We start from the raw sequence: 26082 nt of genomic DNA on the forward strand, positions 1-26082 counted from the left end.
TTTGAAAGTCTAGGTTTCAATAAAAGTGATATGGATGGCATTCGTGAAGGACTGAGAATTAAAAATTAGCAAAGCACTAGGGATTTGTGAGACATATTTCATGTTATTAATCCGGTGTTTGAATAAAATATCATCTGATAATCTCTTCGTAAATACATATTTGTTCTCCTACCTATGTTGGTCTATCAGTATATTGTTACCGTCCGGATCTGTTAAGGTAATATGAGCTGGGCCTGTGGTGTTTTCATCTGCTTCACCACTAAGTGCTATACCGTGTTCTTTTAGTTGTTTTTGTATAAGTCTAACATCGTCAAACTCCTCTAAATGCTGTGCATCGCTATCCCACCCAGGGTTAAAGGTGATGATATTGTCTTTAAACATGCCTTGAAAAAGACCTATGACCGTATTCTCATTTCTGAGCACAATCCAATTATGGTCTATGTTTCCGCCTTTATAGGTAAACCCTAGTTTTTCATAGAACGCCTTAGATTTATGAATGTCTTTTACGGCAAGACTTATTGAAAATGCTCCTAGTTTCATGGTGTTTTTATTTATGATTGTAAACCTAAACATGCTCAGGCAATCCTGAGCTTTAGCTTTACAAATTCAACACTTTATTTCAGTTTTGCAAGTTGGCGTAGACATACCCTAGGAGTGACTCCGAAAGGGGAAAGAGATACTATTTAAATACAAATGGAAACTCTAAGAAGCCAACAAAGCTCTTATAGTTGCCAATTTTCTGCGTTTTTTTTAGTAATCATTGAGGTGAGTTAGTTGAAATCACCTCATTTTCAAAGCAAAACTTAATAAATACGTTTGTAAATTGCGTCATTAAAAGCTACAATATAAAGCCTGATGTCAATTTCACAACTATTTAAATTACTGTTCACTGCCTTCATCTTTTTTTTCGTTATGCCTCAAAGTGTGGCACAAATATGTGAAAACCCTCAATACATAACTTCAAGATTAGAAAGACCAAATGATTTTTCTACAAGTACAAACCATATTGAATTTGATGCGGTAATAAACGACGCCACCTGTGCATTTGGAGGAACCAGTGTTTTCTGGGACTGCAGTAGTTCTACCTTACAAAACGAATCTTGGGTATTGGTAAAAATTGAAGACACTAATACTAACGGTTTTGCATTGAATATCTCATCTGAAGAAAACCTAGGAATAGATGCTTCTATTTGGGGACCATTCTCTACCACCCAGTTTAATGCGAATGATGCTTTAATGCAAAGACCAAGTCATTGCACAGTATCTGGAGGTGAGGGAAATATCCTCTTACTCTCTGGGTATTCCGGTGCTTACTATATACTTGGCATGCACAATGAAACAAATGAGCCAGGGAAAATCATTATTACCAATACAAATGCTAACTCCACAGTAACATTAAGCCATTTTGTTCCTCAGGAAAATGATTGTGTGCTACCAACAGCAGAATTAATATCGGACAACATCCTTTTTAGAGAAGAAGAAAATGCGTTTTTTGTTCCTAGAATTCGCTTTACCGGAGAGCCACCATTCTATTTTAAGATTCAACATGGAAATTATGATTATCAAAGTCCATCAAATATTTACGATTGGCAAACTTACTCTGCTTCATTAACGCCATATATATGGAAGCTAGGCTCTGTTAGAAATGAATGCGGTACAGGTAGGTTGATAGATAGTCAGATTAATCGTATGATTTATGAAAAGGGTCGATATTTATTATCGTGTATTCCTTTTAACTCAAATTTCGACGACTTACAAAACGGTTTAAATTTCACTACGACAAATGCTTCTTTTTCGAATGACAGAGACGGAAATTCGAATATGGCGGTAGCTTTTAATGGAATAAACGAATACCTTGAATTTCCAGGAAGAGATTTAATTGGTGAGAACTATATTATGAGTCTATGGATTCGTCCTGAAAATTTAACAAATAGCACGCAATCCATTCTAAACTTAGGTTCCACTCTAAATGACACTCAAAAGTTAGAACTTATAAATGGTCAATTTCAATTTACGGCTGTCCTCAGAGAAAATCAGACTTATATTACCTCTATCAAGGCAGAGATGGATGAATGGCAGCATGTGGTATTGATTAAGGATAATAATAAAATTAAAATAGTTTCAGATATCCATGGAAAGGACAGCACCAATCTAATTTCTTTTGAAGTACCCGCCTACGGCGTTCATTCAAAACTTTTTTTTGGTGCGGAAAAGGGAACCGCTAACTACTTTAAAGGTTCTTTGGATAATTTTAAGTATTTCACTGGCACCTATTCAGATTCTGAATTAACAAGAATTACGAGTAGCAATAACTGTAAACTTGAATTGTGCGACTCACTTGCAAGATTTGAATTACCTGGATATAAAAGCTTTGTAAGAGGAGTTTATAGGGCCCAAGAACGACTTTACATGTTTTCATTTCCTCAGGATACTGTCTTATACCAAATTGGTGATAATCCTTTTCAAAAAAAGGCAATTAATTTAACTGGCTACGGCGATGGTACTTATAATTTCTATATAAAAGACTATGATAAATACGAAACCGTAACTCATTTTAGTAGTAAATGTGGTACTGCTGTTTTAGTTGATACCCTAGCATATTACGCTGCACCAGAGTTAGTTCTTTGTTACCCTCTAAATGGTAACACAAATGAATTTTTCAAATTACCTCATGAAAGCAGTATTACAGCCTACGGTAACGACCAAGATGACAAACCTTTTAGTGCAGCTAAATTCGATGTTAACACAATTTTAAAAACCACTTTCTCTGGAAGAGTGCTTCATAGTAATTACTCGGTAAGCTTAAGGTTTAAAGCTTCAGAAGAAATGCTGACAACTACCGAGTATGAGCTATTTTCTTATATACAAGGTGGCAAAGAAGATAGATGTTATATCAGAAAATACGACAACGGAACTTACAAAATTTTTTTTCAGAAACAACAGGTAGACAAAACCTTCTCTGTTCAATTGCCCGACCTTACTGATTTATGGCAACATTTAGTTCTAGTGTTCCAAAGTGGCGATCAATATACAACGGGATATGTTAGACTGTATTTAAACAATAAAGAACTCTTGAATTTACATACTACATTTAACAATACAATAGCCAATGAGAACATCTTTTCGATCGGAACTTCCAAACCTAGAAGTGCAAAAAAGTCTTTTATTGGACTTATTGATGACTTTAAACTCTTCACTGGAGCACTATCAAATGAAGAAATCACCACTATTTATAACGATAAATCAGAGTGTCAAGTAAAACTGTGTGATGAAATACCAGACCTAATAAATACTGCTTCAGAGGAAGTTATTTTCGATTTTAACGAGAAGGTAGGTATAAAGTATCTTTTAAAGGGTAGAGGTCCCTGGCTTGTAGAATATAGTTTAAACAACTCTGGAAGTAACTTTGAAGAATTTATTACAAACCCAGAACTTTTACCAGCCTCATCCTATTTTGCAAGTTTACATTCACTTATTGGCGAAAATGAACTAATTATTAATTCCATAAAAAATGTTTGTGGTTATTCCGTTTTAGATGACACTACAGAAATTTATATTAAACCTGTATTATATCAGTGCCTAGGTTATGATAATAACGTATCTAGCCCTACACTTGAAACCTATAACTTAGAAAGTTCTAATGTAAACCTTGTACCTGACAGAAATAATGCCCCAAACAATGCCCTCGCATTTAATACAAATTCTCATTACCAGTTCAGTTATCCAGGAAATCTCGAAACTACAATAACCGATTTTAATATTTCATTTTGGTTAAAACCAGAAAATAGTAGGGATACCATGACTTTATTCCACATAGGAGACTCCATTGATTATTACCAAGCCAATCTAGTAAAAGAGAGTAACTATTATCGATTGCTCATTAAAAGAAACGGTTATGGTTTTAATTACAATTCCCTTAAAGAAATCCAATCAGAAACTCGAATACCAACAAATGCATGGTCATTTGTCTCTATTAACTTTTTAGACACTCGGGTTATCATTAGAATAAATGGTTCCATTGATAAAGACGTAACTAGATCTTCAGGTAGGAGCTACCCATCTTTCCGAAATAAAGACATCATCTATTCCTTCGGTTCTGAAATTGAAAGCAGCTACCCCTATTCTGGTATCCTAGACGAAATTAAACTCATTCATGGCAAAATAAATAATCATGAAGCAATAGCTCTTTTTAATTCATCCAATTGCAGTTTCAATTTCTGTCCTGAAAAAAGAGTTATACCTCCCAATATTGACTCCCCTGCTTTATATCAAAGCTTAAATTCTATTCGTTCCAGATCTAAAGTTTCTGCAAAATTAGACTTCTTCTCGGGTAAGTCAATTGAGTTAAATGATGGCTTTGAAACATCAGAAGGTGCAATATTCAATGCCGATATAAAGGGGTGTCCTTATTAAAATTGAGTATACTAAGAAGCAACAAAGCTCTTATACTAGCTAATTTTCTACGTGGTACTTCCAGTTCTTTTTGATTGCTAAGTTTGATAAAAGCTACTCTCAACCGAGAGTCAATGCCTTTGAAAGAAGAAATATGAACCAGGTGAGCGGTCTATTCTGATGAAGTCTTTATCAAAAAATAAGTCCGCAAAAATCTTCAGGCTGTAGCCCAAAACCATCTTCTCTCCATTTTTAGTATAAATAATAGTGTAGTTAGAATCTGCTATAAGGTGAGTAATCTGAGCAGGCTTTAAATCAAGAACTAATTTTGGTGATCTTATGTACTATGCAACAGCCTTCAGCATAATATTAGCATTTCTCTTGCCATCAATGAATTGCTAAGATTTAGAGCAACTTCACTCGAATTTTCACTTGATCCATATCCGATTATTAAGACCTATTTCACTACTTCTTTTTCGTCCGCTTATCCCACAGGATATACAACCATATCAAACCTCCAATAAAAAACAGTAAAACCGGCCAAGACATAATGCTTACGTTTAGTTATAAATTTGAGTTAGGGCCTCTTCTAGACTTTGGTATTTAAAACCAAAGCCTTCTTTTTCTATGGCGGTGTTAGAGACTCTATTGCCACCCAGAACCAGCTGTGCTCGCTCGCCTAATATTATTTTTAACACAAAGCCAGGAACACGAGGTGCCCATATAGGCCTCTTTAACACTTTCCCTAAAACCCTTACCATTTCCTTATTCTTTACTGGCTGCGGTGCTACTGCGTTATATGCTCCTTCTAAATCTTCCATTAGAGTCGTTTTATAAAATAAGCGGCATAAATCCGACGTGTGAATCCATGAAATCCATTGTTCACCATCTCCTAATGCAGAGCCAATCCCAAACTTCACAGGCATGGCCAGTTGTGGCAACGCCCCTCCATCTTTGTCTAGCACTATACCTATTCTTAGCTTAACTGCTCGGCATTTTGAAACTAGAGCAAACTCATCCACGGCCTTTTCCCATTCCACCACCACTTTAGATATATAGTCGGTACCCGCTTCAGAATCTTCCGAAAGCTCCTCTTCCCCTGTGTCAAAACCATAAAGACCAACTGCCGATGCAGAAATGATGGCTTTAGGAAACGCTTTCAGCTCAGAAAATTTAGTCGCCAAAAGCTTTAGAGGATCCACCCTAGAATCGATAATGAGTTGCTTCCGGTCTTCTGTCCATTTTTTATCTGCAATACTAGCACCCGCCAAATGAATAAGGCAATCCACATTCGGAAGAGCATCCAATTCCACTTCACCTTTGTCAATATCCCATTTGAAATATTTGACTTCACTATCTTCTCTTTTGCTTCTAGAAAGCACCCTCACTTCATGCCCTTTATGTAGCAAAAGCTTGGATAATTCTTTGCCTAAAAGACCCGTTCCTCCTGTAATTAGATAATTCATGATTCCAATATAAGCCATGGAAGACAAATAATAGAAATTTACACAGCCCTTGTTTAGTGATAGGTCAAAGAATGGGGCTTTTGAATTAATTCTACTCCATTATGGTTATGAATCCAATCAAGGATTGCTAATTTTGTAATCCTTTTTAAGAGCAAACAAAACCATAGAAAATGCTAGTTAACGTTTTCAAATCTAAGATTCACAGAGTAAAAGTTACTCAAGCGGAGCTAAACTATGTCGGTAGTGTGACTATTGACGAAGACATGCTGGACGCCGCTGGAATTAGAGAAAATGAGAAAGTGCAGATTGTCAACAATCACAACGGCGAAAGATTAGAAACATACGCCATTAAAGGTAAAAGAGGCTCTGGTATTATCTGTTTGAATGGTGCTGCCGCTAGAAAAGCACAGCCAGGAGATATTGTTATCATTATTTCTTACGCATGGATGACACCAGAAGAAGCAGCAACACATAAGCCTGTTGTCGTTTTTCCCGACGAAAACAACCGAATCATTAAATAAATAAGGCATTCCTTTTTGAAGGTCAATTTCATGTACATTTGTGCAGAGATTGACCTTTTTACTTTCCTAAGAAATGAATTTCAAAAACATACTTAAATACCTTATTTCCATTTCCATAGCCGGCTCTTTGCTGTGGTTTGTCTTAAAGGGAATAGACCTCAACATCTTATGGGAAACCATAAAAAATGCCAATTATTTCTGGGTAGCCTTATCGGCCGTAATGGCTCTTTTGGCACATTGGAGCAGGGCGTATAGATGGAAATTAATGCTGCAACCCCTAGGCTACGACCCTTCTGCTTTTAAAAGTACCATCTCCGTTTTAATAGGCTATGTCACCAATCTGGTTTTACCACGAGCAGGTGAGTTAGCTCGCTCTGCTAGTTTAAAAAACCTTTCAGATGTTCCTTTTGAGAAGTCTTTTGGAGCCGTGGTGGCAGAAAGGGTGATTGACGTTTTAGTGTTGCTTTTCCTTATTTGTCTTAACCTCATTCTAGAGTTTGACAGATTGAAAGCGTTTTTCATAGAACTGGTCGGAGACAAAATAGGAAACCCTTCCATCATTGTAGGCGTCATAACTTTTATGGCTTTGGCAGCCTTTTTAGCTTGGCGATGGATTCTTAGAAACGACGAAATACTTTCTCAGAAGCCGCTTTACAGCAAAATAAAAGGTGTGGTCTTGGGTCTTTGGTCTGGATTTACCAGTGTCAGAAACTTGAAAAACCCGAAAGCATTTATTGGGCATACCATTCTTATCTGGTCTTTATATTATTTGATGACTTGGTTTCTTTGTTTCGCCATTCCACAGACAGCAAACATTAGCCCCTTGGCAGGATTAACTATTTTGGTCATGGGAACCATTGGTATGGCAGCCCCTACTATAGGGGGTATAGGTTCTTATCATTTCTTGGTGGGTAAAATAGTAGGTCTTTATGGCTTAAACCCTCAAGACGGCATTACTTTGGCCACATTCTTGCACACGATGCAGGGTATTATTTTCGTATTAGTATTTGGTTTGACAGCATTGGCGATTTCATTTTTTATCAGAAAAAAAGACCAATTGTCCTGATTTAAGACCATTGCCCATGATTTAATATCTTCAAGGGAATCTGAAATTATAATTCTTCGTTATCTTAGCATAAAAGGAAAAAGATTATTCCATATTTTACAAAAGCTTGACCGCTTAAATTTTTCACCATTAATAATAATTTAAATAACGCACATGCATCCTATTATCATTTTAAGTATAGTTTTTATGGGAATCAGTTGGCTGGTTTCTAGAAGACTAAAAGGAAAGTTCCAAAAATACTCAAAGGTAGGTTTGAGTAACGGACTTAGTGGAGCAGAAATAGCTCAAAAAATGCTCAACGACAACGGGATTTACGATGTAAGAATTACACAGGTGGATGGCCAACTGACAGACCATTACAACCCTCAAGATAAAACAGTAAACCTAAGCTCTGATGTTTATAACGGTAGAAGTACCGCTTCTGCTGCAGTAGCTTCTCACGAGGTAGGTCACGCAGTTCAGCATGCCACGGCTTATGCTGCTCTTAAATTAAGATCTACGCTAGTACCTGCCGCCAGTATAGCTGGACGAGTAATGGGTATGCTTAACATGTTCTTATTTATGGGTGGTTTTTATATGATTACGCAGGGTTCAGCTATGGGCAACATTCTTTTAATGGTGCTTATTGTTGCTAACGTAGCCATTACGGCTTTCTCTTTAATTACACTTCCTGTTGAATTTGATGCTTCTAACAGAGCGTTAAAATGGATGGAATCTAGAAATATAGTGAATCGTGAAGAACACGCTCAAGCCAAAGATGCTCTTAAATGGGCGGCTATGACTTACGTAGTAGGTGCTTTAGCTGCAGTAGCCAACTTGGCTTACTATGTCATGATATTCTTAGGCAGAGGTGATGATTAAGTAATGTTTCAGTTTATGATACTAAAAGGAGGGCTTCGGTCTTCCTTTTTTTGTTTCCTTTTTGCTCCCGCGGATTTCACTAATCTCGTGGATACCTTTAAAGCATTACTTTTTGTGAGTTCAGGGTATTTCTCCGCTTTACTCCCTCAGATTTCGCTGATCTCGCAGATTTCTTTAAAACACTGCTTTTTGTGATTTCAGTGTATTTCTCCGCTTTACTCCCGCAGATTTCGCTAATCTCGCAGATTTCTTTAAAACACTGCTTTTTGTGAGTTCAGAGTATTTCTCCGCTTTACTCCTGCAGATTTCGATAATCTCGCAGATTTCTTTAAAACACTGCTTTTTGTGAGTTCAGGGTATTTCTCCGCTTTACTCCCGCGGATTTCACTAATCTCGTGGATATCTTCAAAGCACTACTTTTTGTGAGTTCAGAGTATTTCTCCGCTTTACTCTCGCAGATTTCGCTGATCTCGCAGATTTCTTTAAAACACTGCTTTTTGTGAGTTCAGAGTATTTCTCCGCTTTACTCTCGCGGATTTCACTAATCTCGTGGATATCTTTAAAACACTACTTTTTGTGAGTTCAGAGTATTTCTCCGCTTTACTCCCTCAGATTTCGCTAATCTCGCAGATTTCTTTAAAACACTACTTTTTGTGAGTTCAGAGTATTTCTCCGCTTTACTCCCGCAGATTTCGCTAATCTCGCAGATACTACTAAAACACTACTTTTTGTGAGTTCAGGGTATTTCTCCAATTTACCCCCGAAGATTTCGCTGATCTCGTAGATTTCTTTAAAACACTGCTTTTTGTGAGTTCAGAGTATTTCTCCGCTTTACTCCCGCAGATTTCACTAATCTCGCAGATACTACTAAAACACTACATTTTGTGAGTTTTTAGGGTATTTACCTACTACTCCCGCAGATTTCGCTGATCTCGCAGATTTCTTTAAAACACTGCTTTTTGTGAGTTCAGGGTATTTCTCCATTTTACTCCCGCAGATTTGGCCAATTTCATAGATATCTTTAAAACAATGACTTATTGTGAGGTATCAAGAATCTTTGTTTTCCTTTTTATTTTGTAGTTTGTGTTCACACTAATTGCTTGACTGACACACAACAATGACTAAAAACGACATTTCTTATATCATTAGAGGAGCTATTTTTAAGGTTTATAATGAACTTGGTCCAGGTCTCTTTGAATCTGTTTATGAGATTACTTTATGTTATGAGCTGAAAAAAGCTGGATTAAAAATTGCAAGTCAAGTAGGTCTTCCCGTTATCTACGATAATGTTAAAATGGACATTGGCTTTCGCATTGATATTTTGGTAGAAGACAAAGTAATTATCGAAATAAAATCAATTGAATTCTTAGCGGAAGTTCATCATAAGCAAATCATGACCTATTTACGACTAGCAGATAAAAGATTGGGCATTTTAGTTAATTTCAATTCCTCAGATATTTCTAAATCAATTTTCAGGAAAGTAAATAAGCTTTAAAATAAAAATCGGCGAGAACTGCGGGAACAGAATAACCCTAATTCAATCCGCGTAATCACCGAAATCTGCAGGAACAGAATAACCCTGAATCTAATCTGCGTGATCTACGGGAACAAAATAACCCTAATACAATTCGCGTAATCACCGAAATCTGCGGGAACAGAATAACCCACAATCAAATCTGCGTAATCTACGGGAGTAAAAGAAAGAAGTAAACTGTATAAAAGTCGGTAAATTCAATTCTCCCTGTACCTATCCCCCAACTCGTTAAACTTCTCAAAAACCTCACCCAAAGACGGCAAATAACCACTCACCTTAGAAACAAGAGTTGGAGCGAAATCTAGTAGAAATGGATATACGTCAGACTCTGCAATATATTTCTCTGGTAAAGTAACTCCAATGGCCGAGGCTAGCCATATTAAAACACTGATTCCGAAAAACCATAAAATAGCTCCAAGTGCAGCACCTCCTAGCCCATCCAAAGTACCCAGAAATGTTAGCCTTAAGGCCTTTCTGAAAATCCAGCCGATTTTAGTGATAGCAAAAACGGTAGGGAAAAAGATGAGCAAGAAACTCATGTATGGAAGCATTCTTCCTGTAAAGTCTTCGCCTAAAAAATCTGACAAAAAACTCATACCTAAACCTAAAAACCGAAAACCAAATAAGATGGCCACCACAAAAGCTAATATCCCTATTACCTCCACTAATAATCCTCTCTTGAAGCCATTAAAAGCCCCCATAACGATAGGTATAAGCAATAAAAGGTCTATAGTGGACATTTCCGATTTAGGTTTAAAAGAAAATTGGTTGAACCCTTAACGAGCTCAACCAATTTTAAAGTACATAAAATTTTATTTCGCTAGCAATTTCTTCACCATTACAGAGATGTCTTTCCCCTCTGCTTTTCCTGCAAGAGCTTTACTTGCTGCACCCATTACTTTCCCTATATCTGCAGGAGAGCTTGCTCCTACTTTGGTGATAATTTCCTGAACGGCAGTCTCTAGTTCTGCTTCTGTCATGGCAGCCGGTAAGTATGCTGCAATAACGGCTATTTCTGCTTCTTCTTTTTCTAATAGATCAGGGCGATTCTGGTCCTTATAAATATCAGCAGAATCTCTACGCTGCTTTACAGCTTTCTGAAGAATCTTCATTTCTTCCGCTTCTGTAAGCTCGTCTGCAGCTCCAGGCCTAGACTCTTCTATTAAAATAACTTTTTTAATATCTCTCAAAGCCAATAATCTGACCTTGTCTTTTGCTAGCATGGCTGTTTTAATATCAGCGTCTATTGTAGATTTTAATGACATGTTTATCTTTTATTTGGGCATCTTAAAACTATCAAAACTGGTATGATGTATTGAAATGCGGAATACTTAAATTGCAATAAATTAACTGCCCTGCGGGCTCAGCGAGCAAAAATGACGAAATTATCTGTCAATATCAATAAAATAGCCACCTTACGAAATTCAAGAGGACATGATATGCCCCATCTTGTAAACACGGCATTGGACTGTGAAAGGTTTGGTGCTGAGGGAATAACCATTCATCCAAGACCAGATGAAAGGCATATTAAATATCAAGATGTTTTTGATTTAAAGCAGGTTGTTACCACAGAATACAACATTGAAGGAAATCCTACAGAAGGTCGTTTCCAAGAAGTGGTATTGGCCAATTTACCTACACAAGCCACTTTGGTTCCAGATACACTTTCTGCTATTACGTCTAATGCTGGCTGGGATACCATTACCCACAAAGATCGCCTTAAGGAACTGGTGAAAATATATCAAAACGCTGGAATCAGAGTTTCCATATTTGTAGATCCAGATATCAGAATGATAGAGGGAGCAGCAGAAATAGGAACAGACCGCATAGAATTATACACCGAAAGTTACGCAAGCGGTTATGCCGATAACGCAGAAAAAGCTATAGAGCCATTTGTAGCTGCCGCGGAAAGAGCAAATCAACTGGGCTTAGGAATCAATGCTGGCCACGACTTAAGCTTGGAAAACTTAGCTTACTTTCATAAAAATATCCCTGGCTTACTGGAAGTTTCTATTGGTCATGCCCTCATTTGCGATGCCCTGTATATGGGTCTAGAAAATACCATTCAACTGTATTTAAGGCAATTAAATTCCTAAATCCTTTAAGGTTTAAAGTAACAGTTATTAACAGATGTTTAATTTTCAAATATTATTGAACATTCTGAATTTATTTTATTTTCAATTACATAATCAATATTTAACTAACTGTTTATTTCCCTATTAGAATGAGCCTCTAAAAGCTATAAAAACCGAGATATTAAACATTCAAACCTTTAGAATTTAGACATTTGCCTATTAAATACAAGCATTCGGAGACTCTATACTTCAAGTTTTTATAAGAGTTTGTATATTTAAAGGTTTATATAATGTGCTCACTAATAACCTTTTTCCTGAATGAAGACCAAATTACTTATTTGCTTATTATCCCTGTTTTCAGTTGCAAATTTATCTGCTCAGGAAAAACCAAAACTATATATCAACTGTCAGCAAGCTCGCTGTTATGAAACCTTTTTATTAACAGAACTCAGTTACTTTACTTTTACTAGAGACCAAGCTGCCGCAGACATTCAAATACTCATTACAGACCAAGGCAACGCCAGTGGTGGGAGAAATTATCAATTAAATTTCATGGGGCAACATGCCTTGCAAGGTTGTGACCAAAATGTGGAATTTATTACTGGTCAAAATGACTCCGAAGCCATAGCTCGTCAAAAAGTGCTCAGCCACGTTAGTCAAGGACTACTGCATTATGTGGCACATACAGAAATGGCCAAGGATGTTAAGATTGTCTTTCCAAAAGGTGCAAGCTCATCAGCAAAGGACGATAAAGACGATAAAGACCCATGGAATAACTGGATTTTTGGCGTTGGTGGTTCTGGAAGATTTTCTGGTGAGAGTAATAAAAAGGCTGTTAAGTTTGATACCAATTTTAGAGGAGGACGTACCACCGACAAATCCAAGTACAGTTTTTACTCCTATCTAAATCAAGCAAACAATGCTGTAACCCTTGATGAGAAAACCGAAACGGTAAAAGTAAATAGTTATGGTTTTAACATGCTATATGTTTCCACTTTTGCAAAAAACTGGAGTGTTGGCGGTCTCATGAAAGGTTACCATTCCATCTATTCTAATATTGACTTTTCTGGGAGTTTAGCCCCTGCCATAGAGTACTCCATTTTCCCGATTGAAGACTTTAACAAAGAACAATTCAGATGGATTTATCAGGCTGGATACAGAAGATTAGATTATCTTGAAAGAACCATATTTGATAAAACCCTAGAAACCAAGCCATACCACCAGATAACCAGCATATTAGGTTATACAAAACCTTGGGGTAATTTTTCTGCCGAATTAAACGGTTACCAATATCTTGACGATCCTGAGAAATTCCGTTTGAGTATGGAGTTAGAATTGAGCTGGAGAATTGTTCAAGGTGTATCTCTTCGTCTTTATGGCTACGGAGCTCAGGTAAAAAACCAGATTTCTTTGGCACAAACCGCTACCAGTAATGAAGAGATTCTTTTAGGAGGACAACAGCTTCCTACCTCTTTTGAATACTATACTTCTTTTGGACTTAATTTCACTTTTGGTTCGGTAAATAACAGTATCGTAAATCCAAGATTCTCTGGGGTGAATTAAACCCTCCGCATTGGACAGTATATAACAGAAACTTCAATATTTGTTTTTTCCTTTAGGTATTAAAATACCTATTGTAAATGAACACTAAAGTTACCCTATCGCTCTTCTTATTAGTTTTTGGTATATATGGCTGTAAAACGCTCTCAAAAAAAGAGGCTGCAAAACCTAATATCATTTTTATCCTCACCGACGACCAACGCTGGGACGCCTTAGGCTTTGCTGGCAATAGCATTATCCATACACCTGAAATGGATAAACTGGCAGCAACGGGTACCTACTTTGAAAACGCTATGGTCACCACGCCTATCTGTGCCGCCAGCCGAGCCAGTTTACTTAGTGGCCTGCATGAACGTACCCATAATTTCAATTTTAGTACGGGCGATGTCAGAAAAGAATACATGCAAAGAGCATATCCTGTAGTCCTAAGAGAAAATGGCTACTACACAGGTTTTTTCGGAAAGCTTGGTATTAAGTATGCTGAAAAGGACGCCTTATTTAATGTGATTGACGATTACGATAGGGCCAACAAACCCGACAAAGAAAGCTACTTTTTTAAGACCATTGGTGCAGATACCGTTCACCTAACAAGATATACCGGTCAGCAAGGTTTGGATTTCATTGAAAATGCACCCAAAGACCAGCCATTCAGTTTATCCTTGAGTTTTAGTGCACCACATGCTGCCGATGGTGCCAAAGACCAATATTTCTGGCAAGAAGAAACCGACCACCTTTATCAAGATATCACTATTCCAGATCCTCAAATAGCGGACGACAAATACTTCAATGCTTTACCAGAAAATGTTAAAGCGGGCTTCAACAGATTAAGATGGACCTGGAGATACGACACACCAGAAAAATACCAACACAGCGTCAAAGGCTATTACAGAATGATATCTGGTATTGACCTAGAAATAGGTAAAATAAGAGCTAAACTAAAGGAAAAGGGTTTGGACCAAAACACCGTAATTATCTTAATGGGCGACAATGGCTATTTCTTGGGAGAACGTCAATTGGCTGGAAAATGGCTGATGTATGACAATTCTTTAAGGGTGCCTATGATTATAAATGACCCAAGAAAAGAAGGTCATAACCGTGTGACCAACATGGTCATGAACATTGATGTACCTGCCACTATGCTAGATTTGGCTGGTGCTCAGAAACCAGTTTCTTGGCAAGGAAACAGTCTGCTCTCTTTTGTTAATAGAGAAGAATCTACCCCATTAAACAGAGATACTGTTTTAGTAGAACACCTCTGGGAATTTGCGTCTATTCCACCAAGTGAAGGTGTGAGAACTAAAGACTTGAAATACTTCAGATACAGAAACGAAAAAGAGATAGAAGAGCTCTATGACCTTAAAAACGACCCATTAGAAATAAACAACCTCGCCGCCAATCCAGCATGGGAATCTTCTAAAATTGCTCTGAGAAACAAATTGGAATCATTAGGAAACGCATATTCAGACCAGTTCTCTAAAGGGCCACAGGAAACTTCAGCAACAACTGATGGCCCTAAAACAGCCTTTAAATGGGATATTCCAGAAACCGCTCAATCTCAAAAAGCTTATCAAGTTTTGGTGGCCTCGTCGTTGGAAAACCTGCAATTAAACAAAGGTGATTTATGGGATTCTGGTCAAATAAAATCTACCCAAAATAATGCCGCGTATGAAGGTCAAAAGTTAAGTACCGCTACGCAGTACTACTGGAAAGTAAGAATATGGGATGCCAGCAATTACACGACCAATTACTCGCAGGCAGAAACATTGAGTCTTCATTAAGAGAAATTCTAAGCGGGCTTTGCTAGATTTAGCAAAGCCCGCTTTTTTTAAGAAGAATATATATTTTGCTGCGAAGGGAAAAACCGTCAAAATGGAATGTTAAACGCTCCCCGCATGAGCTTAGACGGTGCAAATCATAACCCCTTCGGTGCTTAGGTTCTGCCATATTTAAAGGACACCTCTCTTTTTAAAAGTACTATTTATGACTATTAATAAACTCCAGCATTCTTTGATATACCTCGGTGTTCTCATAAATACCCTGTAGCTTTTCTGCACCTTTCCCATAAGCAAAAAGAGGAACCAATATTCCCGTATGGTCGTCTGAATGAAACTGAATTTCCATTTCACCTTCTGAGCCATGCGGTAAAGTTACGCCGCCTGTTTCATGGTCGGCTGTAATGATTAATAAAGTCTCTGGGTGGCTATCTACATACTGCATCACCAAACCTATGGCTTTATCAAAATCTCTTACTTCTGCAGCCAAGGCTTTCGCTTTATTCGCATGACCGGCTCCATCTATATGACCATTTTCTATCAATAAGACAAAAGGCTTATTCTTCTTTTCTAGAAAGTTCAAAGCCTCCAATGTGGCGTTTGGGAGGTAATCTCCCCTGCTTTCTGTGATAAAAGGCATACCGCCATCAGCGGCAAAAAAACCAATTCTTTCATTTGAAACTGTTGCTATTTCTGATAAGCTACCTACTATCTTCCTGTTCTCCCATTGGGTTCCTATAAAGCCCTTAGCTCCTCCAGCTATAAAAATATCCATCTGGCTTCTTGTCAAATACTCCCCTATTTTCTGGGAGCTATCTCTGTCTGCCACATGAGCATAAAATGCAGCTGGTGTAGCACCCGTAATAGCGTCTGTCGTTACTATTCCAGTACTATATTTTGCCTTTTCGGCTAGATCAAAAATGGTGTTCAATGTTCTGCCTTCTGCATCCAAGCCAATGTATCTATTGTTGGTTTTCTTTCCAGTGGCCAAGGCCGTACCACCGGCGGCAGAATCCGTCGTAAAATCGTCTGCAGCTTGTGTCTTAATTAAACCCAAACTCTTTATCCTCGTTAGATTTAAAGGCTCCTTTTGACTCAAAATCCCTGAAGAAATCTGTGCTAAACCATTTCCATCTCCAATCATCAGTATGACGGTAGGCTGATTAAACTTAGCAGCAGGCAATTTAAAAGACAACTCTTCCTTCTCTATTCTTGGCACTAAACCTTCAGAAAGTGTTTTCAAATATGCATTGCATTCAAAAGGCTCGTCGGTATTGATAAAGTCTATGCCTAATTGAGAAAGCGTATACCAAGCTGTTTTAGAATCGGGCGTAGCCCAAAACCTTACCTTTTTGCCTTTAGCATGTATTTGGTCAATGACCGCTTTAAGCTTTGCTTCATCACGACTGGTCAACCTTCCTTTTCCATTCCAGCGACTGTACTTATAAAAAGGTAAACTTACCAAAGCCACCTTATCCATATTTTGTGGCCATGTATCCACCGTTTGATAATCAAAATGGATGTAATCCGGAAAACGACCATAATCCTCTACTTCCGGTCTATTCCCTGAAATAACAAATTGAATTTTCTTTGACTTGTTCTTAGAATGAATGAGATCAGGATATTGCTCTAGCTGAGCTATCAAAACTTTTAAAGTAGTTTCTGCTCGTGTTTTAAAATCAATGAGTATTTGTAAATCAAAAGCCTCATACTGCTCGGAGTTCATAATCACCTGGAGCGGCTTCAAATAAAGATTTTCAAAGGTATTGACCGCTTTAATGTCTGGTACGTTATGAGCCACCATCAGTTTGCCATTCTGTAAAATCAAATCGGATTCTATAGAACCACAACCGGAAGAGAAAGCCTTCCAAAAAGGCACATCCTGAGCATAATCATTATGCGAATGCACTTGGTTACCTTGTCCGTAAGAAAGACCTGAAACAAGGAAAAGAAAAACTAATAATCTGTTCATTTATAATTTCAATAATTTGGGTAAAGATAAACCTTCAATTCCTGTCTACTAACAGCACTACATTAAGCTAATATCAAATCTATTGTTTATTCATTGGAGCATTAATTTACCATTAAAAAACAAATAGCGTTCTAAATTAAATAATACATCCTCTACTTTTGTAGCTCAACTCATTAGACCCAAAAAATGAAAATATTAAAAGTACTCACACTTCTATTTCTTAGCGGCAGTTTATATGCTCAAAATAAACCTAAAAATGTCATCCTGCTAGTGGGAGATGGTATGGGTTTAAGTCAAATTTCGACGGCTTTTTTCTACAAAGATTCGCCCTCCAATTTTGAACAGTTTAAAAGCATTGGATTCATTAAAACCTCTTCTTCTAGCCACAAAGTAACCGACTCTTCGGCTGGTGCTACGGCCCTTGCCAGTGGCCAGAAAACTTATAATGGAGCTGTAGGGGTTGACGCCGATACACTTTCTATACCGACCATACTGGAAGAAATGGCAGCCAAAAACTATAAAACGGGGCTGGTAAGTCTTTCCACCATTACCCACGCCACGCCAGCATGCTTTTATGCTCATGTCAAAAGTAGAAACATGCATGAGGAAATAGCCTTTGAGTTAGCCAATTCTAGAGTTGATTTCTTTGCAGGAGCTGGTCTCAAATTCTTCACAGATCGCTCTGATAAGAAAAATCTCTTTGAAAGTATGAAGCTCAAAGGATACACAATGGATTCTATAGACTTAACAGCTTCTGTGGACGGCAACAAAAAATATGGTTTCCTTTTAGAAAAAGAAGAAATGCCTTTCAAGCATCTTGGTCGTGGCGACTTTCTACCAGAAGCTACTCAGCTCGCCTTAGACTATCTAAGTCAAGGTAAAAATGGCTTCTTTTTAATGTCTGAAGGTTCTTATATAGACTGGGCTGGACATCAAAATAACGCAGAAATGCTGGTGGCAGAACAGCTGGATTTTGACAAAGTTTTAGGCGTCGTTTTAGACTTCGCCAAAAAAGACAAAAACACCTTAGTAGTGGTAACCGCAGATCATGAAACAGGTGGAGCAGCATTAACCAGTGGTGAAACACGAGACAAAATAAGCATCAAGTTTAACACCAAACATCATACGGCAGCCTTAATTCCGATTTTCGCTTATGGCCCTGGTTCTGAGATTTTCCAAGGTATTTATGAAAATACGGAGGTTTATCATAAGATAAAATCCCTTTTAAAGCTCTAAAGCAATTTAAAGAACCCATCTGTTGATGAAACAGTTGGGTTTTATTATAGCCAATACATATTTTTCATTTATTTTTGAATTTACAATAGTTATTATACTTTCAGATATAATACTATACTTAATGTAGAACGCCCTCCACAGTTGTAAGCAAAAAGGACGTCGGAACAATTATTTTAACCTATTTATAAAATCAAATAAATCATACCATGAAAGACCTACAGCTGATAACAGAAGAGATCAATAAACTCACATTGGAGATAGAGCAGAATCATCCTGAACTCTATCAATCTCTAGAGGAAAACCCACTAACCCTTCCATCAGACGATCAAGAAGGGGTAAATAAAAATGCCTTTAAAGAGTACTTGGAGAGCTTAAGGGAGCTATTGAAAAAAGAGAAAGAACATATCGATTAAGTTTCATTTATTTCTGAATTTTCAATTTTAAGTAATAGAACTTATTCCCTTTAAGGTAGAAAATTTAATAGAGAACACGTGAACCTTGAGATAAAAACTGTGGACTCAGCGTAAGAGCGGGATAAAACTTAAGCGATAGGATGCCTAGACTAAAGTCAAACAAACGAATGGTCTCTAGAAAAATCTCTCATTTAATTGTATCTTAGGTGAAGAAACAAAAACACTATGAAAAGGATACAAATACTCACCAACGAAATTAACGCACTTACCCTCAAAATAGAAGAGGAATATCCTGAACTATACCAGTATCTAGACGAAAACCCCATAACAATGCCCAATGCGGAACATCCCGACATGGGAAATAAAGTATTTGCTGACTATCTAGCGAGTTTGAAAGATTTGCTAGAACATCATATGGAGACGCACTCAAAAGCAAGTTAAGAAGCTCGTTCTCCTAAGCTTACAGCTTCGATAGGGTGCCTTCAAACCTCTGGCTTTAAGGCACCCTTATACTTTTACAAAGCTCCAAACTTTTTTAGAGAGAGAATCATATTTCTAAGACCCATTTAATTTCATATAATCCTCCAAAAAATAAATGCTTTTGGCTGTGTGAATTAATATCTCCAATTTCACTTATTAGACGGATACAGTTAGCCTGCTATAAATACTTTCAAGCGGATAAATATTGGATATAGACGTCTGTTTTGACTAGATTAGTTTTGGGTTTAATTGAAAAACGAGAAATAGCGAGATTATTGGATAATCTCGCTATTTCTATATATTTGTACACTATGATTGAACAAGCTCCAAAATACAAAGAAGACAAAAGTACTATTTCATTAATGGTTGAATTACAGATGAATGGAATAATGAAAAGTATTCAAGATGAATATTTGTATTGGGATAAAGTCAAATACAAGTCTAAAAAGTACGACCCCACTGAACTTTGGAATGCAATCAAACTACATAGAATATTAAAAGCAAAAAAAGTCAATTTTGGAAACCATTCCTTTTCATTCATAATCACAGATTTTATGCAAAGAGCTCTACACCAATTTGATATGCATATAGGAGGAACTCTTGGCAGTAATATTGGAATAGCAGAAACCGATAAAACAAAATATATAATAAGCTCATTAATAGAAGAGTCTATCTCAAGTAGCCAAATAGAAGGTGCAATTACAACAAGAAAAAAAGCGAAAGAAATGATTCAACTTGAAAAAAAGCCAAAAAACAAGTCTGAGTTAATGATAATGAACAATTTCATAACAATGAAATACATCGTTCAAAACAAAGACAAAGATTTAACGCCAAAAAGCATATTATACATTCATAAACTAATTTCGAATGAAACATTAGTTTCTCGTAAGGAAGAAGGGGCTTTTAGAGAAAGTGATGATGTGCACGTAGTTGACTATTTAAAAAGTGAAATAGTACATTCACCCCCTTTAAAAAAAGAGCTAGAAAAATTAATTGAAGACCTATGCGTGTTTTTCAATCATGATAGTGCTGATTTTATACATCCAATTATAAAAGGATGTATAGTTCATTTTATGGTTGGATGGATTCACCCATTTACAGATGGAAATGGAAGGACTGCTAGGGCATTGTTTTATTGGTATATGTTAAAAAATGGCTATTGGTTAACCGAATATCTATCCATTTCAAAAATAATCCAAGACACAAAAAACCAGTACGAAAAATCCTATCTATATACCGAATCCGATGATAATGATTTAAGCTATTTCATTACTTACCATATAAAAACAATGGAGAAAGCTTACGAAGCTTTAAAAGAGTACATCAATAGAAAACAAAAAGAAGTTTTTCAGGCGACAAAATTCATGAAGATTCCTGAAATTAATGAAAGAACTGCTCAAATAATCAAGCTTTTGAATGATGATTCGGACAGAGTATTAAACACCAAAGAGGTAGAAACGAGATTCAATATTTCAAACTTCACCGCTAGATCTGACCTAAAAACATTAGTGAGGTTGGGGCTTCTTGATGTAATTCAGGTTAACAAGAAAAAAAGAAATTATATTAAGTCTGAAAATTTTAATTCCATCCTAAAGAAACTGACATGATAAAACTGCACCCAATCATTAGGCTATAATTTTTGAAAGCTTAGGATTTAACTAAAAATTTAGAGCTTGAAGCTTCGCAGTAGTGTTTTCAATTCTCTAGCATGAGATAGCGGCAAAAAGTCACAACACACTTCAACAAAGTCAAACCCCTACTCCACCGCCCTCAACTTAGCAAAACTAAGCAATAGCGTTTTTTCACCCACCGTATCAAATACCACGGTGGCTTTATGGCTGTTGCCCATCATATCCATGGCCGTTATTCTTCCAAAACCAAATTTGGCGTGCTCCACTTTTATGCCTGCTTTAAGCTCAGAAGGATTACTTGCCACAAAGTTCGTAGATGGTTTATGCTCTACTTGCGGTCTGGCTTGGGTTACAGGCTTAAGGTTACTAATCACCTGCTCTCTTTTACTCACGCCTGCACTTGGCGGTCTGGTAGGTGGCGATGTGGGTGACGGCGTTTTAGCTGAAGTTTGCGAGTCTCTTTGACCTAGAAAAGTCGGCTTTTGAAAAGACCGTAAAACATCACTATCGTTCCCAAAAGACTTCATGGTAGGCTTAGTGTCTTTTGGCATGTCTAGGTATTCCTCATCTATTTCCAGCAAGAAACGGCTCGGCTCGCAGTAGGTCAGTCGGCCCCAGTTATACCTGCTTTCGGCATAGCTTAGCGTGAGGTCTTTCTCTGCTCTGGTAATAGCCACATAAAACAGACGGCGTTCTTCCTCCAAATCTGCTCTGTTGTTCAGCATCATCTGAGAAGGGAAAAGGTTTTCCTCTAGCCCGACCACAAACACATGCGAAAACTCCAAACCCTTACTACCGTGTATGGTCATCATGGTTACACGGTCGGTGTCACCATCATCATCATCCGCATCGGATGTACTATAAAGCGAAACGGTTTGAAGAAAAGAGGTAAGACTTTTGTCTTCGTTTTCGTCATTATCCACAAACTGCTTGATGGAGTTTAACAGCTCCTGAATATTCTCATATCTGGCAAGCCCCTCCACTGTTTTATCGGCATACAGTTCTCTTAAAATACCCGTGGTTTTGGCAATATGCGTAGCCAAACTATGAGCATCTTGGTCTTTTTCTAGCTCCAAGATATAGCTCTGTATCATCTCTCCAAAGCCCATGATCTTCTTGGCCACCGCACCTTCTATAAATTCAGAGGCATGGCATACCACTTCCCAAATAGACTTTCCGGACTCGGCAGCTGCTACCGCAATTTTGGCTACGCTGGTATCTCCAATTCCTCTTTTAGGTAAGTTAATTATACGCTTAAAGGCCTCTTCGTCTTGCTGATTTACGGTGTAACGTAAATAGGCCAGCACGTCTTTAATTTCCTTTCTTTGGTAGAAAGACAAGCCCCCTATAATTCTGTACTTGATATTCATCTTACGCAATGCCTCCTCAAACGCTCTGGATTGGGCATTGGTACGGTATAAAATGGCAAAGTCAGAATTATGCAGGCTGTTGGTAAGCTTCGCATCAAAAATCTTATTCGCCACATTTTTGCCTTCCTCGTTGTCGGAGGAAGCCTTCATCACTTCTATCTTCTTACCTTCGTCATTATCTGTAAAAACATTCTTCTCAAACTGCTCTTTATTCTTCTTTATCAAAGAATTGGCAGCATTGACAATGTTCTTGGTAGACCTGTAGTTTTGTTCAAGCTTAACGGTCACCAGCTCAGGATAATCCTTCTTAAAGTTCAGGATATTCTGAATGTTAGCACCACGGAAAGCATAGATACTCTGAGCGTCGTCACCCACCACACAAATGTTTTGATGCACGGCAGAAAGCTTTCTGGTAATCAGATACTGCGACACGTTAGTATCCTGAAACTCATCTACCAGCACATGTCTAAACTTATGCTGATACTTATTTAAAATGTCCAGATGGTCTCTAAAAAGCACATTGGTATTATAAAGCAAATCGTCAAAATCCATGGCATTGGCTTGAAAACACCTGAGCACATAGGCTTTGTAAATCCTCCCAATTTCTGGCATTCTGGCTCCTGCATCTTCTTCTCTAAAAATGGAGCTCTCATTATACATTTCATGAGAAACCAAAGAGTTTTTAGCGTTAGAAATTCTATTCAAAATAGACCTCGGCTTATACACTTTATCGTCTAATCCAAATTCCTTCACAATGGTTTTCACCAAGGACTTGGAATCGTCAGAATCATAGATAGAGAAGTTGGAGGTATAACCCAAAACCTTTCCTTCGTAACGTAAAATCTTAGCAAAAACGGAGTGAAACGTACCAGACCAAAGGTTTCTGGCATTAGGCCCAATAATCTTCTCAATCCTTTTTTTCATTTCTTCCGCCGCTTTATTGGTAAAAGTCAGGGTCAAAATGTTAAAAGGATCAACTCCTTGCTCTATCAGCCAAGCTATTCTATATGTTAACACACGCGTTTTACCAGAACCCGCACCTGCAATAATCATCAGAGGGCCTTTTGGGTGTGTAACAGCTTGTTTTTGAGGAGGATTAAGTTCGTCTATATATTTATTCACTACAGTCTGGAAATGAGGAAAGACAAAGATAATAAGGAAGGGGCAATACCTCCCCCTCTTCTTTATAAATACTCCTATTTCAGTTTAATAATTGCCATCCAAACTTTAGATTTTAGCACCAAAAGCCCTTTATCCAGTCTCTGACAGCTATCTTTATAAATCCAGCAAAATCGCAATAAAGTATATTGGCAAAATTTCTTCACATACAGCAATTTAATGGTGCCCTCACCTACCCAGATTTGCAGCCTTTGCTTCGCAAACTAGGGTATACCATGCTTGGTAATGGTCAATCTTTCCAACAGTTTGGGCAAAACGCCAAAATGAAAGACAAAGCCAAAGAAAGCTGGTTGCTAGACATTTACCCAGAAAAAGATTTCTTTGACCTCGATAATCTTTCAGAGATAGACGCCGAGTTTTCAGGTGTTTATTTTCATAAAATGAAGTTTTCGGTAGACCTCTTCAGAGATATTTTTGGCGTAAAAAGCCTGTATTATTATTTCAAAGATGACCTGCTCATTGCATCCAACGAGCTTAGAGCCATATTGGCCTGCTTACCAGAAATGCCGGCTATAAATGCATCACAAATAGCCGCCTACTTCAATCCCGAAACCAACAATGATTTTATTCAAGAAGAAACATTCTTTGAATCCATTAAAAGAGTGCTTCCGGGTCAAAAACTACATTTTAGAGCAGGAAATGTAGAAAGCAGTTTTTACTGGCAACCAAACTTTACCACCACTTTAAAAGCCGAAGAGCTTATTGCGGCGTTCGCAAAGCGGCTAAGTAAGGTGACGCTTTCAAAAGTAAATGGAAAAGATAAAATAGCCGCAAACCTAAGCGGAGGCTTGGACTCTTCTTCGTTATGTTCCATCATTAATCTTAGAACTAGTGGCCTACTGAAAGGTATCTTTTTCGATTCAGAGGGCAGTGCCTCATTTGAAAAGAAATATGCTCATGAGCTTGCCCATTGGGGTCAATTTGAATTAGTGGAGGTAACCTTACAGGAAACCCTTTACGAGTCTATTCAGAAAATAACAAGACTGACATGCAAGCCAGAAAGCATGATTATTCCATCGGCTATTTTCTTACCTATTATGAATACAGCTACGCTTCATGGCAGCGATATCCTCATCTCCGGACACGGTGGAGACAGTACCGTGGGTTATGGGCATGAGTATGTGAAAGAGCTGGTGGTTAAAGGGAAGTTTAAAGAACTGAGAGAAGTACTCATGAAAAAATGGCTTCTTTTAGACGAAGACGAAGCTGAACCTTTTGAGACCTATCTTATCAAACAGGTGTTTACACACGCCTCTTCCTCCAAAATTAAATTAACATTTAGAATGCTGCTATCTGGAGCATTCGAAACTAAAATTCTTCTAGGAAAAATAAAGGCGAGCATTTTAAGAAAGACTGAACCAAAAATAATTCCACCTATTCTTCATGCATTCCCATTTGAGGTCAAACAAGACAGCGGACTGAAGGCATGGTATCAAAACATTCCTTCTGAGCATCATTATACCTATGTTAAAAATAGTTTGGTGGATTTAGGCTGCCAAGCCATGGAAACTTTAGATGCGATTGGGAGACAATACAACCTGGTTTCTTCCTATCCATTTTTAGATAAGAAATTGCTTTACTTGGCTGCCAATGTTCCGTCTGAGCTAAACTTCCAGAACGGTTATTTGAGAGGTACACTTAGAGATGCCATGAAAGGCAATTTACCAGAAAGCTTAAGAATGAGAACCAAAAAAGCAGCCTTTAATGATTTCGCCTTTCTTAGCTTTAAAAAAATGGAAACGGTAGGTCAAGATATCTTTCATGAAAAACATCTACTATGGAAATACGTTAATAAAACAGCGTATGAATTACATTTACGTAACATTTACAACGAAAACATTCCGCTAAGCCAAAAGTCACAAGACCTCTGGTTATGCAGCAAAGTCCTATATCTTGGCATATGGTTAAACGAATTTTATACTTCCTGATTCTCCCTTTGTCTATGGCCTGCTCTGAGCCTATAGACGCTATAGACCCGGTAAATTACTTCCCACTAGAAGATGGAATGGTCTGGGAATATGAAGTTTTTGATACGCAATATTCGCTCACAGAACAACCCAAAGTCAATCACTACTTTCTGAAAGAAAGGCTAGCCAAAATCTCTGACAAAAGTTATAAAATAGAAAGGTTTACACAACAAAACAAGGCGGACGAATGGACCTTTAGTGCCGTAGGAGCTTACACTCTAAATGGCAATAAGATTCTAAGAAATGATGAAGGCCTAGACCTTTTATTATTCTATCAAAATCCAACAGATAAACTTTCTTGGAATCAAAATTTGCATAATACCTTAGATGAAGTTACGCTCATAACCAGCGACCTGGGCAAAGCATTCAATAGCTATGCCAACACCTTACAGGTAGTACAGAAAAAGGATTCCTCGCTTATCAGTAAAGATTACATTTACACCGTTTATGCCGCCAACACGGGTTTAATCTATAAGGAAATTACAGATATCGAATTCTGCCAAACCTCTTCAGATTGTATAGGAAGTGGAGCTATTGACTCTGGTAAAAGTTATAAAGCGGTTATAATTAATTCTTATATAGAATAA

The 26082-nt window shown here is 37.6% G+C and carries 20 protein-coding genes; 14 read left to right on the plus strand and 6 right to left on the minus strand.

What is annotated here, in order from left to right:
- Positions 1–168: 168 nt before the first annotated feature.
- Entirely contained in the window at positions 169–540 is a 372-nt protein-coding gene (locus tag ACTBZY_RS07255; protein ID WP_463045689.1) for a VOC family protein, read from the minus strand.
- A gap of 372 nt (positions 541–912) precedes the next feature.
- Between ACTBZY_RS07255 and ACTBZY_RS07260 the strand changes: the two genes are divergently transcribed.
- Positions 913–4413 (plus strand): LamG-like jellyroll fold domain-containing protein, encoded by a 3501-nt coding sequence (locus ACTBZY_RS07260; RefSeq protein WP_463045690.1) that lies wholly within the window; start codon positions 913–915, stop codon positions 4411–4413.
- Positions 4414–4952: 539 nt separating this feature from the next.
- Here the strand turns inward: ACTBZY_RS07260 and ACTBZY_RS07265 are convergent.
- A complete protein-coding gene (locus ACTBZY_RS07265) occupies positions 4953–5858 on the minus strand; it encodes a TIGR01777 family oxidoreductase (RefSeq protein ID WP_463045691.1) in 906 nt (301 codons plus the stop codon).
- 170 nt (positions 5859–6028) lie between these two features.
- Between ACTBZY_RS07265 and panD the strand changes: the two genes are divergently transcribed.
- The 4 genes from panD (at position 6029) to ACTBZY_RS07285 (ending at position 9801) form a co-directional block, all read left to right on the plus strand.
- Positions 6029–6379 (plus strand): aspartate 1-decarboxylase, encoded by a 351-nt coding sequence (gene panD / locus ACTBZY_RS07270; RefSeq protein WP_463045692.1) that lies wholly within the window; start codon positions 6029–6031, stop codon positions 6377–6379.
- A gap of 73 nt (positions 6380–6452) precedes the next feature.
- Positions 6453–7445: a lysylphosphatidylglycerol synthase transmembrane domain-containing protein gene (locus tag ACTBZY_RS07275; protein WP_463045693.1), complete on the plus strand. Its 993-nt coding sequence runs from the start codon at positions 6453–6455 to the stop codon at positions 7443–7445.
- A 153-nt stretch (positions 7446–7598) separates the two neighbouring features.
- The gene (locus ACTBZY_RS07280; RefSeq protein ID WP_463045694.1) at positions 7599–8306 is read left to right on the plus strand and encodes a zinc metallopeptidase; all 708 of its coding nucleotides are present in this window, start codon (positions 7599–7601) and stop codon (positions 8304–8306) included.
- A gap of 1117 nt (positions 8307–9423) precedes the next feature.
- A complete protein-coding gene (locus ACTBZY_RS07285; RefSeq protein WP_463045695.1) occupies positions 9424–9801 on the plus strand; it encodes a GxxExxY protein in 378 nt (125 codons plus the stop codon).
- Positions 9802–10037: 236 nt separating this feature from the next.
- On the opposite strand, the gene ACTBZY_RS07290 is transcribed toward ACTBZY_RS07285, so the two are convergent.
- A complete protein-coding gene (locus ACTBZY_RS07290; protein ID WP_463045696.1) occupies positions 10038–10580 on the minus strand; it encodes a CvpA family protein in 543 nt (180 codons plus the stop codon).
- 72 nt (positions 10581–10652) lie between these two features.
- Entirely contained in the window at positions 10653–11105 is a 453-nt protein-coding gene (locus tag ACTBZY_RS07295) for a GatB/YqeY domain-containing protein (protein ID WP_463045697.1), read from the minus strand.
- Between the two features lie 111 nt (positions 11106–11216).
- On the opposite strand from ACTBZY_RS07295, the gene ACTBZY_RS07300 reads away from it, so the two are divergent.
- From ACTBZY_RS07300 to ACTBZY_RS07310, 3 genes are all read left to right on the plus strand, one after another.
- Complete coding sequence (locus ACTBZY_RS07300) at positions 11217–11936, plus strand: pyridoxine 5'-phosphate synthase (RefSeq protein WP_463045698.1); 720 nt, start codon at positions 11217–11219, stop codon at positions 11934–11936.
- Between the two features lie 297 nt (positions 11937–12233).
- Complete coding sequence (locus ACTBZY_RS07305; RefSeq protein WP_463045699.1) at positions 12234–13478, plus strand: hypothetical protein; 1245 nt, start codon at positions 12234–12236, stop codon at positions 13476–13478.
- A gap of 77 nt (positions 13479–13555) precedes the next feature.
- On the plus strand, positions 13556–15253 hold the full coding sequence (locus tag ACTBZY_RS07310) for a sulfatase family protein (RefSeq protein ID WP_463045700.1): 1698 nt from the start codon (positions 13556–13558) through the stop codon (positions 15251–15253).
- A 196-nt stretch (positions 15254–15449) separates the two neighbouring features.
- Here the strand turns inward: ACTBZY_RS07310 and ACTBZY_RS07315 are convergent, their stop codons facing one another.
- On the minus strand, positions 15450–17219 hold the full coding sequence (locus ACTBZY_RS07315) for an alkaline phosphatase (RefSeq protein WP_463045701.1): 1770 nt from the start codon (positions 17217–17219) through the stop codon (positions 15450–15452).
- A 186-nt stretch (positions 17220–17405) separates the two neighbouring features.
- On the opposite strand from ACTBZY_RS07315, the gene ACTBZY_RS07320 reads away from it, so the two are divergent.
- The 4 genes from ACTBZY_RS07320 (at position 17406) to ACTBZY_RS07335 (ending at position 20955) form a co-directional block, all read left to right on the plus strand.
- Entirely contained in the window at positions 17406–18455 is a 1050-nt protein-coding gene (locus ACTBZY_RS07320; RefSeq protein WP_463045702.1) for an alkaline phosphatase, read from the plus strand.
- 206 nt (positions 18456–18661) lie between these two features.
- Positions 18662–18868: a hypothetical protein gene (locus tag ACTBZY_RS07325; protein WP_463045703.1), complete on the plus strand. Its 207-nt coding sequence runs from the start codon at positions 18662–18664 to the stop codon at positions 18866–18868.
- A gap of 225 nt (positions 18869–19093) precedes the next feature.
- On the plus strand, positions 19094–19309 hold the full coding sequence (locus tag ACTBZY_RS07330) for a hypothetical protein (protein WP_463045704.1): 216 nt from the start codon (positions 19094–19096) through the stop codon (positions 19307–19309).
- 350 nt (positions 19310–19659) lie between these two features.
- The gene (locus ACTBZY_RS07335) at positions 19660–20955 is read left to right on the plus strand and encodes a Fic family protein (RefSeq protein WP_463045705.1); all 1296 of its coding nucleotides are present in this window, start codon (positions 19660–19662) and stop codon (positions 20953–20955) included.
- Positions 20956–21104: 149 nt separating this feature from the next.
- Here the strand turns inward: ACTBZY_RS07335 and ACTBZY_RS07340 are convergent, their stop codons facing one another.
- Entirely contained in the window at positions 21105–23471 is a 2367-nt protein-coding gene (locus ACTBZY_RS07340; RefSeq protein WP_463045706.1) for an ATP-dependent helicase, read from the minus strand.
- A gap of 185 nt (positions 23472–23656) precedes the next feature.
- Between ACTBZY_RS07340 and ACTBZY_RS07345 the strand changes: the two genes are divergently transcribed.
- Both ACTBZY_RS07345 and ACTBZY_RS07350 read left to right on the plus strand, forming a co-directional pair.
- The gene (locus ACTBZY_RS07345; protein WP_463045707.1) at positions 23657–25456 is read left to right on the plus strand and encodes an asparagine synthase-related protein; all 1800 of its coding nucleotides are present in this window, start codon (positions 23657–23659) and stop codon (positions 25454–25456) included.
- Positions 25429–26082: a hypothetical protein gene (locus tag ACTBZY_RS07350; RefSeq protein WP_463045708.1), complete on the plus strand. Its 654-nt coding sequence runs from the start codon at positions 25429–25431 to the stop codon at positions 26080–26082. The genes ACTBZY_RS07345 and ACTBZY_RS07350 overlap by 28 nt, the downstream gene beginning before the upstream one ends.

The organism is Arcticibacterium sp. (assembly GCF_055134445.1).

What these genes read in the sequence shown, in the direction of transcription:
- ACTBZY_RS07255 (WP_463045689.1), bottom strand. Translation starts at nt 540, where the DNA reads ATGAAACTAGGAGCATTTTCAATAAGTCTTGCCGTAAAAGACATTCAT.
- ACTBZY_RS07260 (WP_463045690.1), top strand. Translation starts at nt 913, where the DNA reads ATGCCTCAAAGTGTGGCACAAATATGTGAAAACCCTCAATACATAACT.
- ACTBZY_RS07265 (WP_463045691.1), bottom strand. Translation starts at nt 5,858, where the DNA reads ATGAATTATCTAATTACAGGAGGAACGGGTCTTTTAGGCAAAGAATTA.
- panD (WP_463045692.1), top strand. Translation starts at nt 6,029, where the DNA reads ATGCTAGTTAACGTTTTCAAATCTAAGATTCACAGAGTAAAAGTTACT.
- ACTBZY_RS07275 (WP_463045693.1), top strand. Translation starts at nt 6,453, where the DNA reads ATGAATTTCAAAAACATACTTAAATACCTTATTTCCATTTCCATAGCC.
- ACTBZY_RS07280 (WP_463045694.1), top strand. Translation starts at nt 7,599, where the DNA reads ATGCATCCTATTATCATTTTAAGTATAGTTTTTATGGGAATCAGTTGG.
- ACTBZY_RS07285 (WP_463045695.1), top strand. Translation starts at nt 9,424, where the DNA reads ATGACTAAAAACGACATTTCTTATATCATTAGAGGAGCTATTTTTAAG.
- ACTBZY_RS07290 (WP_463045696.1), bottom strand. Translation starts at nt 10,580, where the DNA reads ATGTCCACTATAGACCTTTTATTGCTTATACCTATCGTTATGGGGGCT.
- ACTBZY_RS07295 (WP_463045697.1), bottom strand. Translation starts at nt 11,105, where the DNA reads ATGTCATTAAAATCTACAATAGACGCTGATATTAAAACAGCCATGCTA.
- ACTBZY_RS07300 (WP_463045698.1), top strand. Translation starts at nt 11,217, where the DNA reads ATGACGAAATTATCTGTCAATATCAATAAAATAGCCACCTTACGAAAT.
- ACTBZY_RS07305 (WP_463045699.1), top strand. Translation starts at nt 12,234, where the DNA reads ATGAAGACCAAATTACTTATTTGCTTATTATCCCTGTTTTCAGTTGCA.
- ACTBZY_RS07310 (WP_463045700.1), top strand. Translation starts at nt 13,556, where the DNA reads ATGAACACTAAAGTTACCCTATCGCTCTTCTTATTAGTTTTTGGTATA.
- ACTBZY_RS07315 (WP_463045701.1), bottom strand. Translation starts at nt 17,219, where the DNA reads ATGAACAGATTATTAGTTTTTCTTTTCCTTGTTTCAGGTCTTTCTTAC.
- ACTBZY_RS07320 (WP_463045702.1), top strand. Translation starts at nt 17,406, where the DNA reads ATGAAAATATTAAAAGTACTCACACTTCTATTTCTTAGCGGCAGTTTA.
- ACTBZY_RS07325 (WP_463045703.1), top strand. Translation starts at nt 18,662, where the DNA reads ATGAAAGACCTACAGCTGATAACAGAAGAGATCAATAAACTCACATTG.
- ACTBZY_RS07330 (WP_463045704.1), top strand. Translation starts at nt 19,094, where the DNA reads ATGAAAAGGATACAAATACTCACCAACGAAATTAACGCACTTACCCTC.
- ACTBZY_RS07335 (WP_463045705.1), top strand. Translation starts at nt 19,660, where the DNA reads ATGATTGAACAAGCTCCAAAATACAAAGAAGACAAAAGTACTATTTCA.
- ACTBZY_RS07350 (WP_463045708.1), top strand. Translation starts at nt 25,429, where the DNA reads ATGGTTAAACGAATTTTATACTTCCTGATTCTCCCTTTGTCTATGGCC.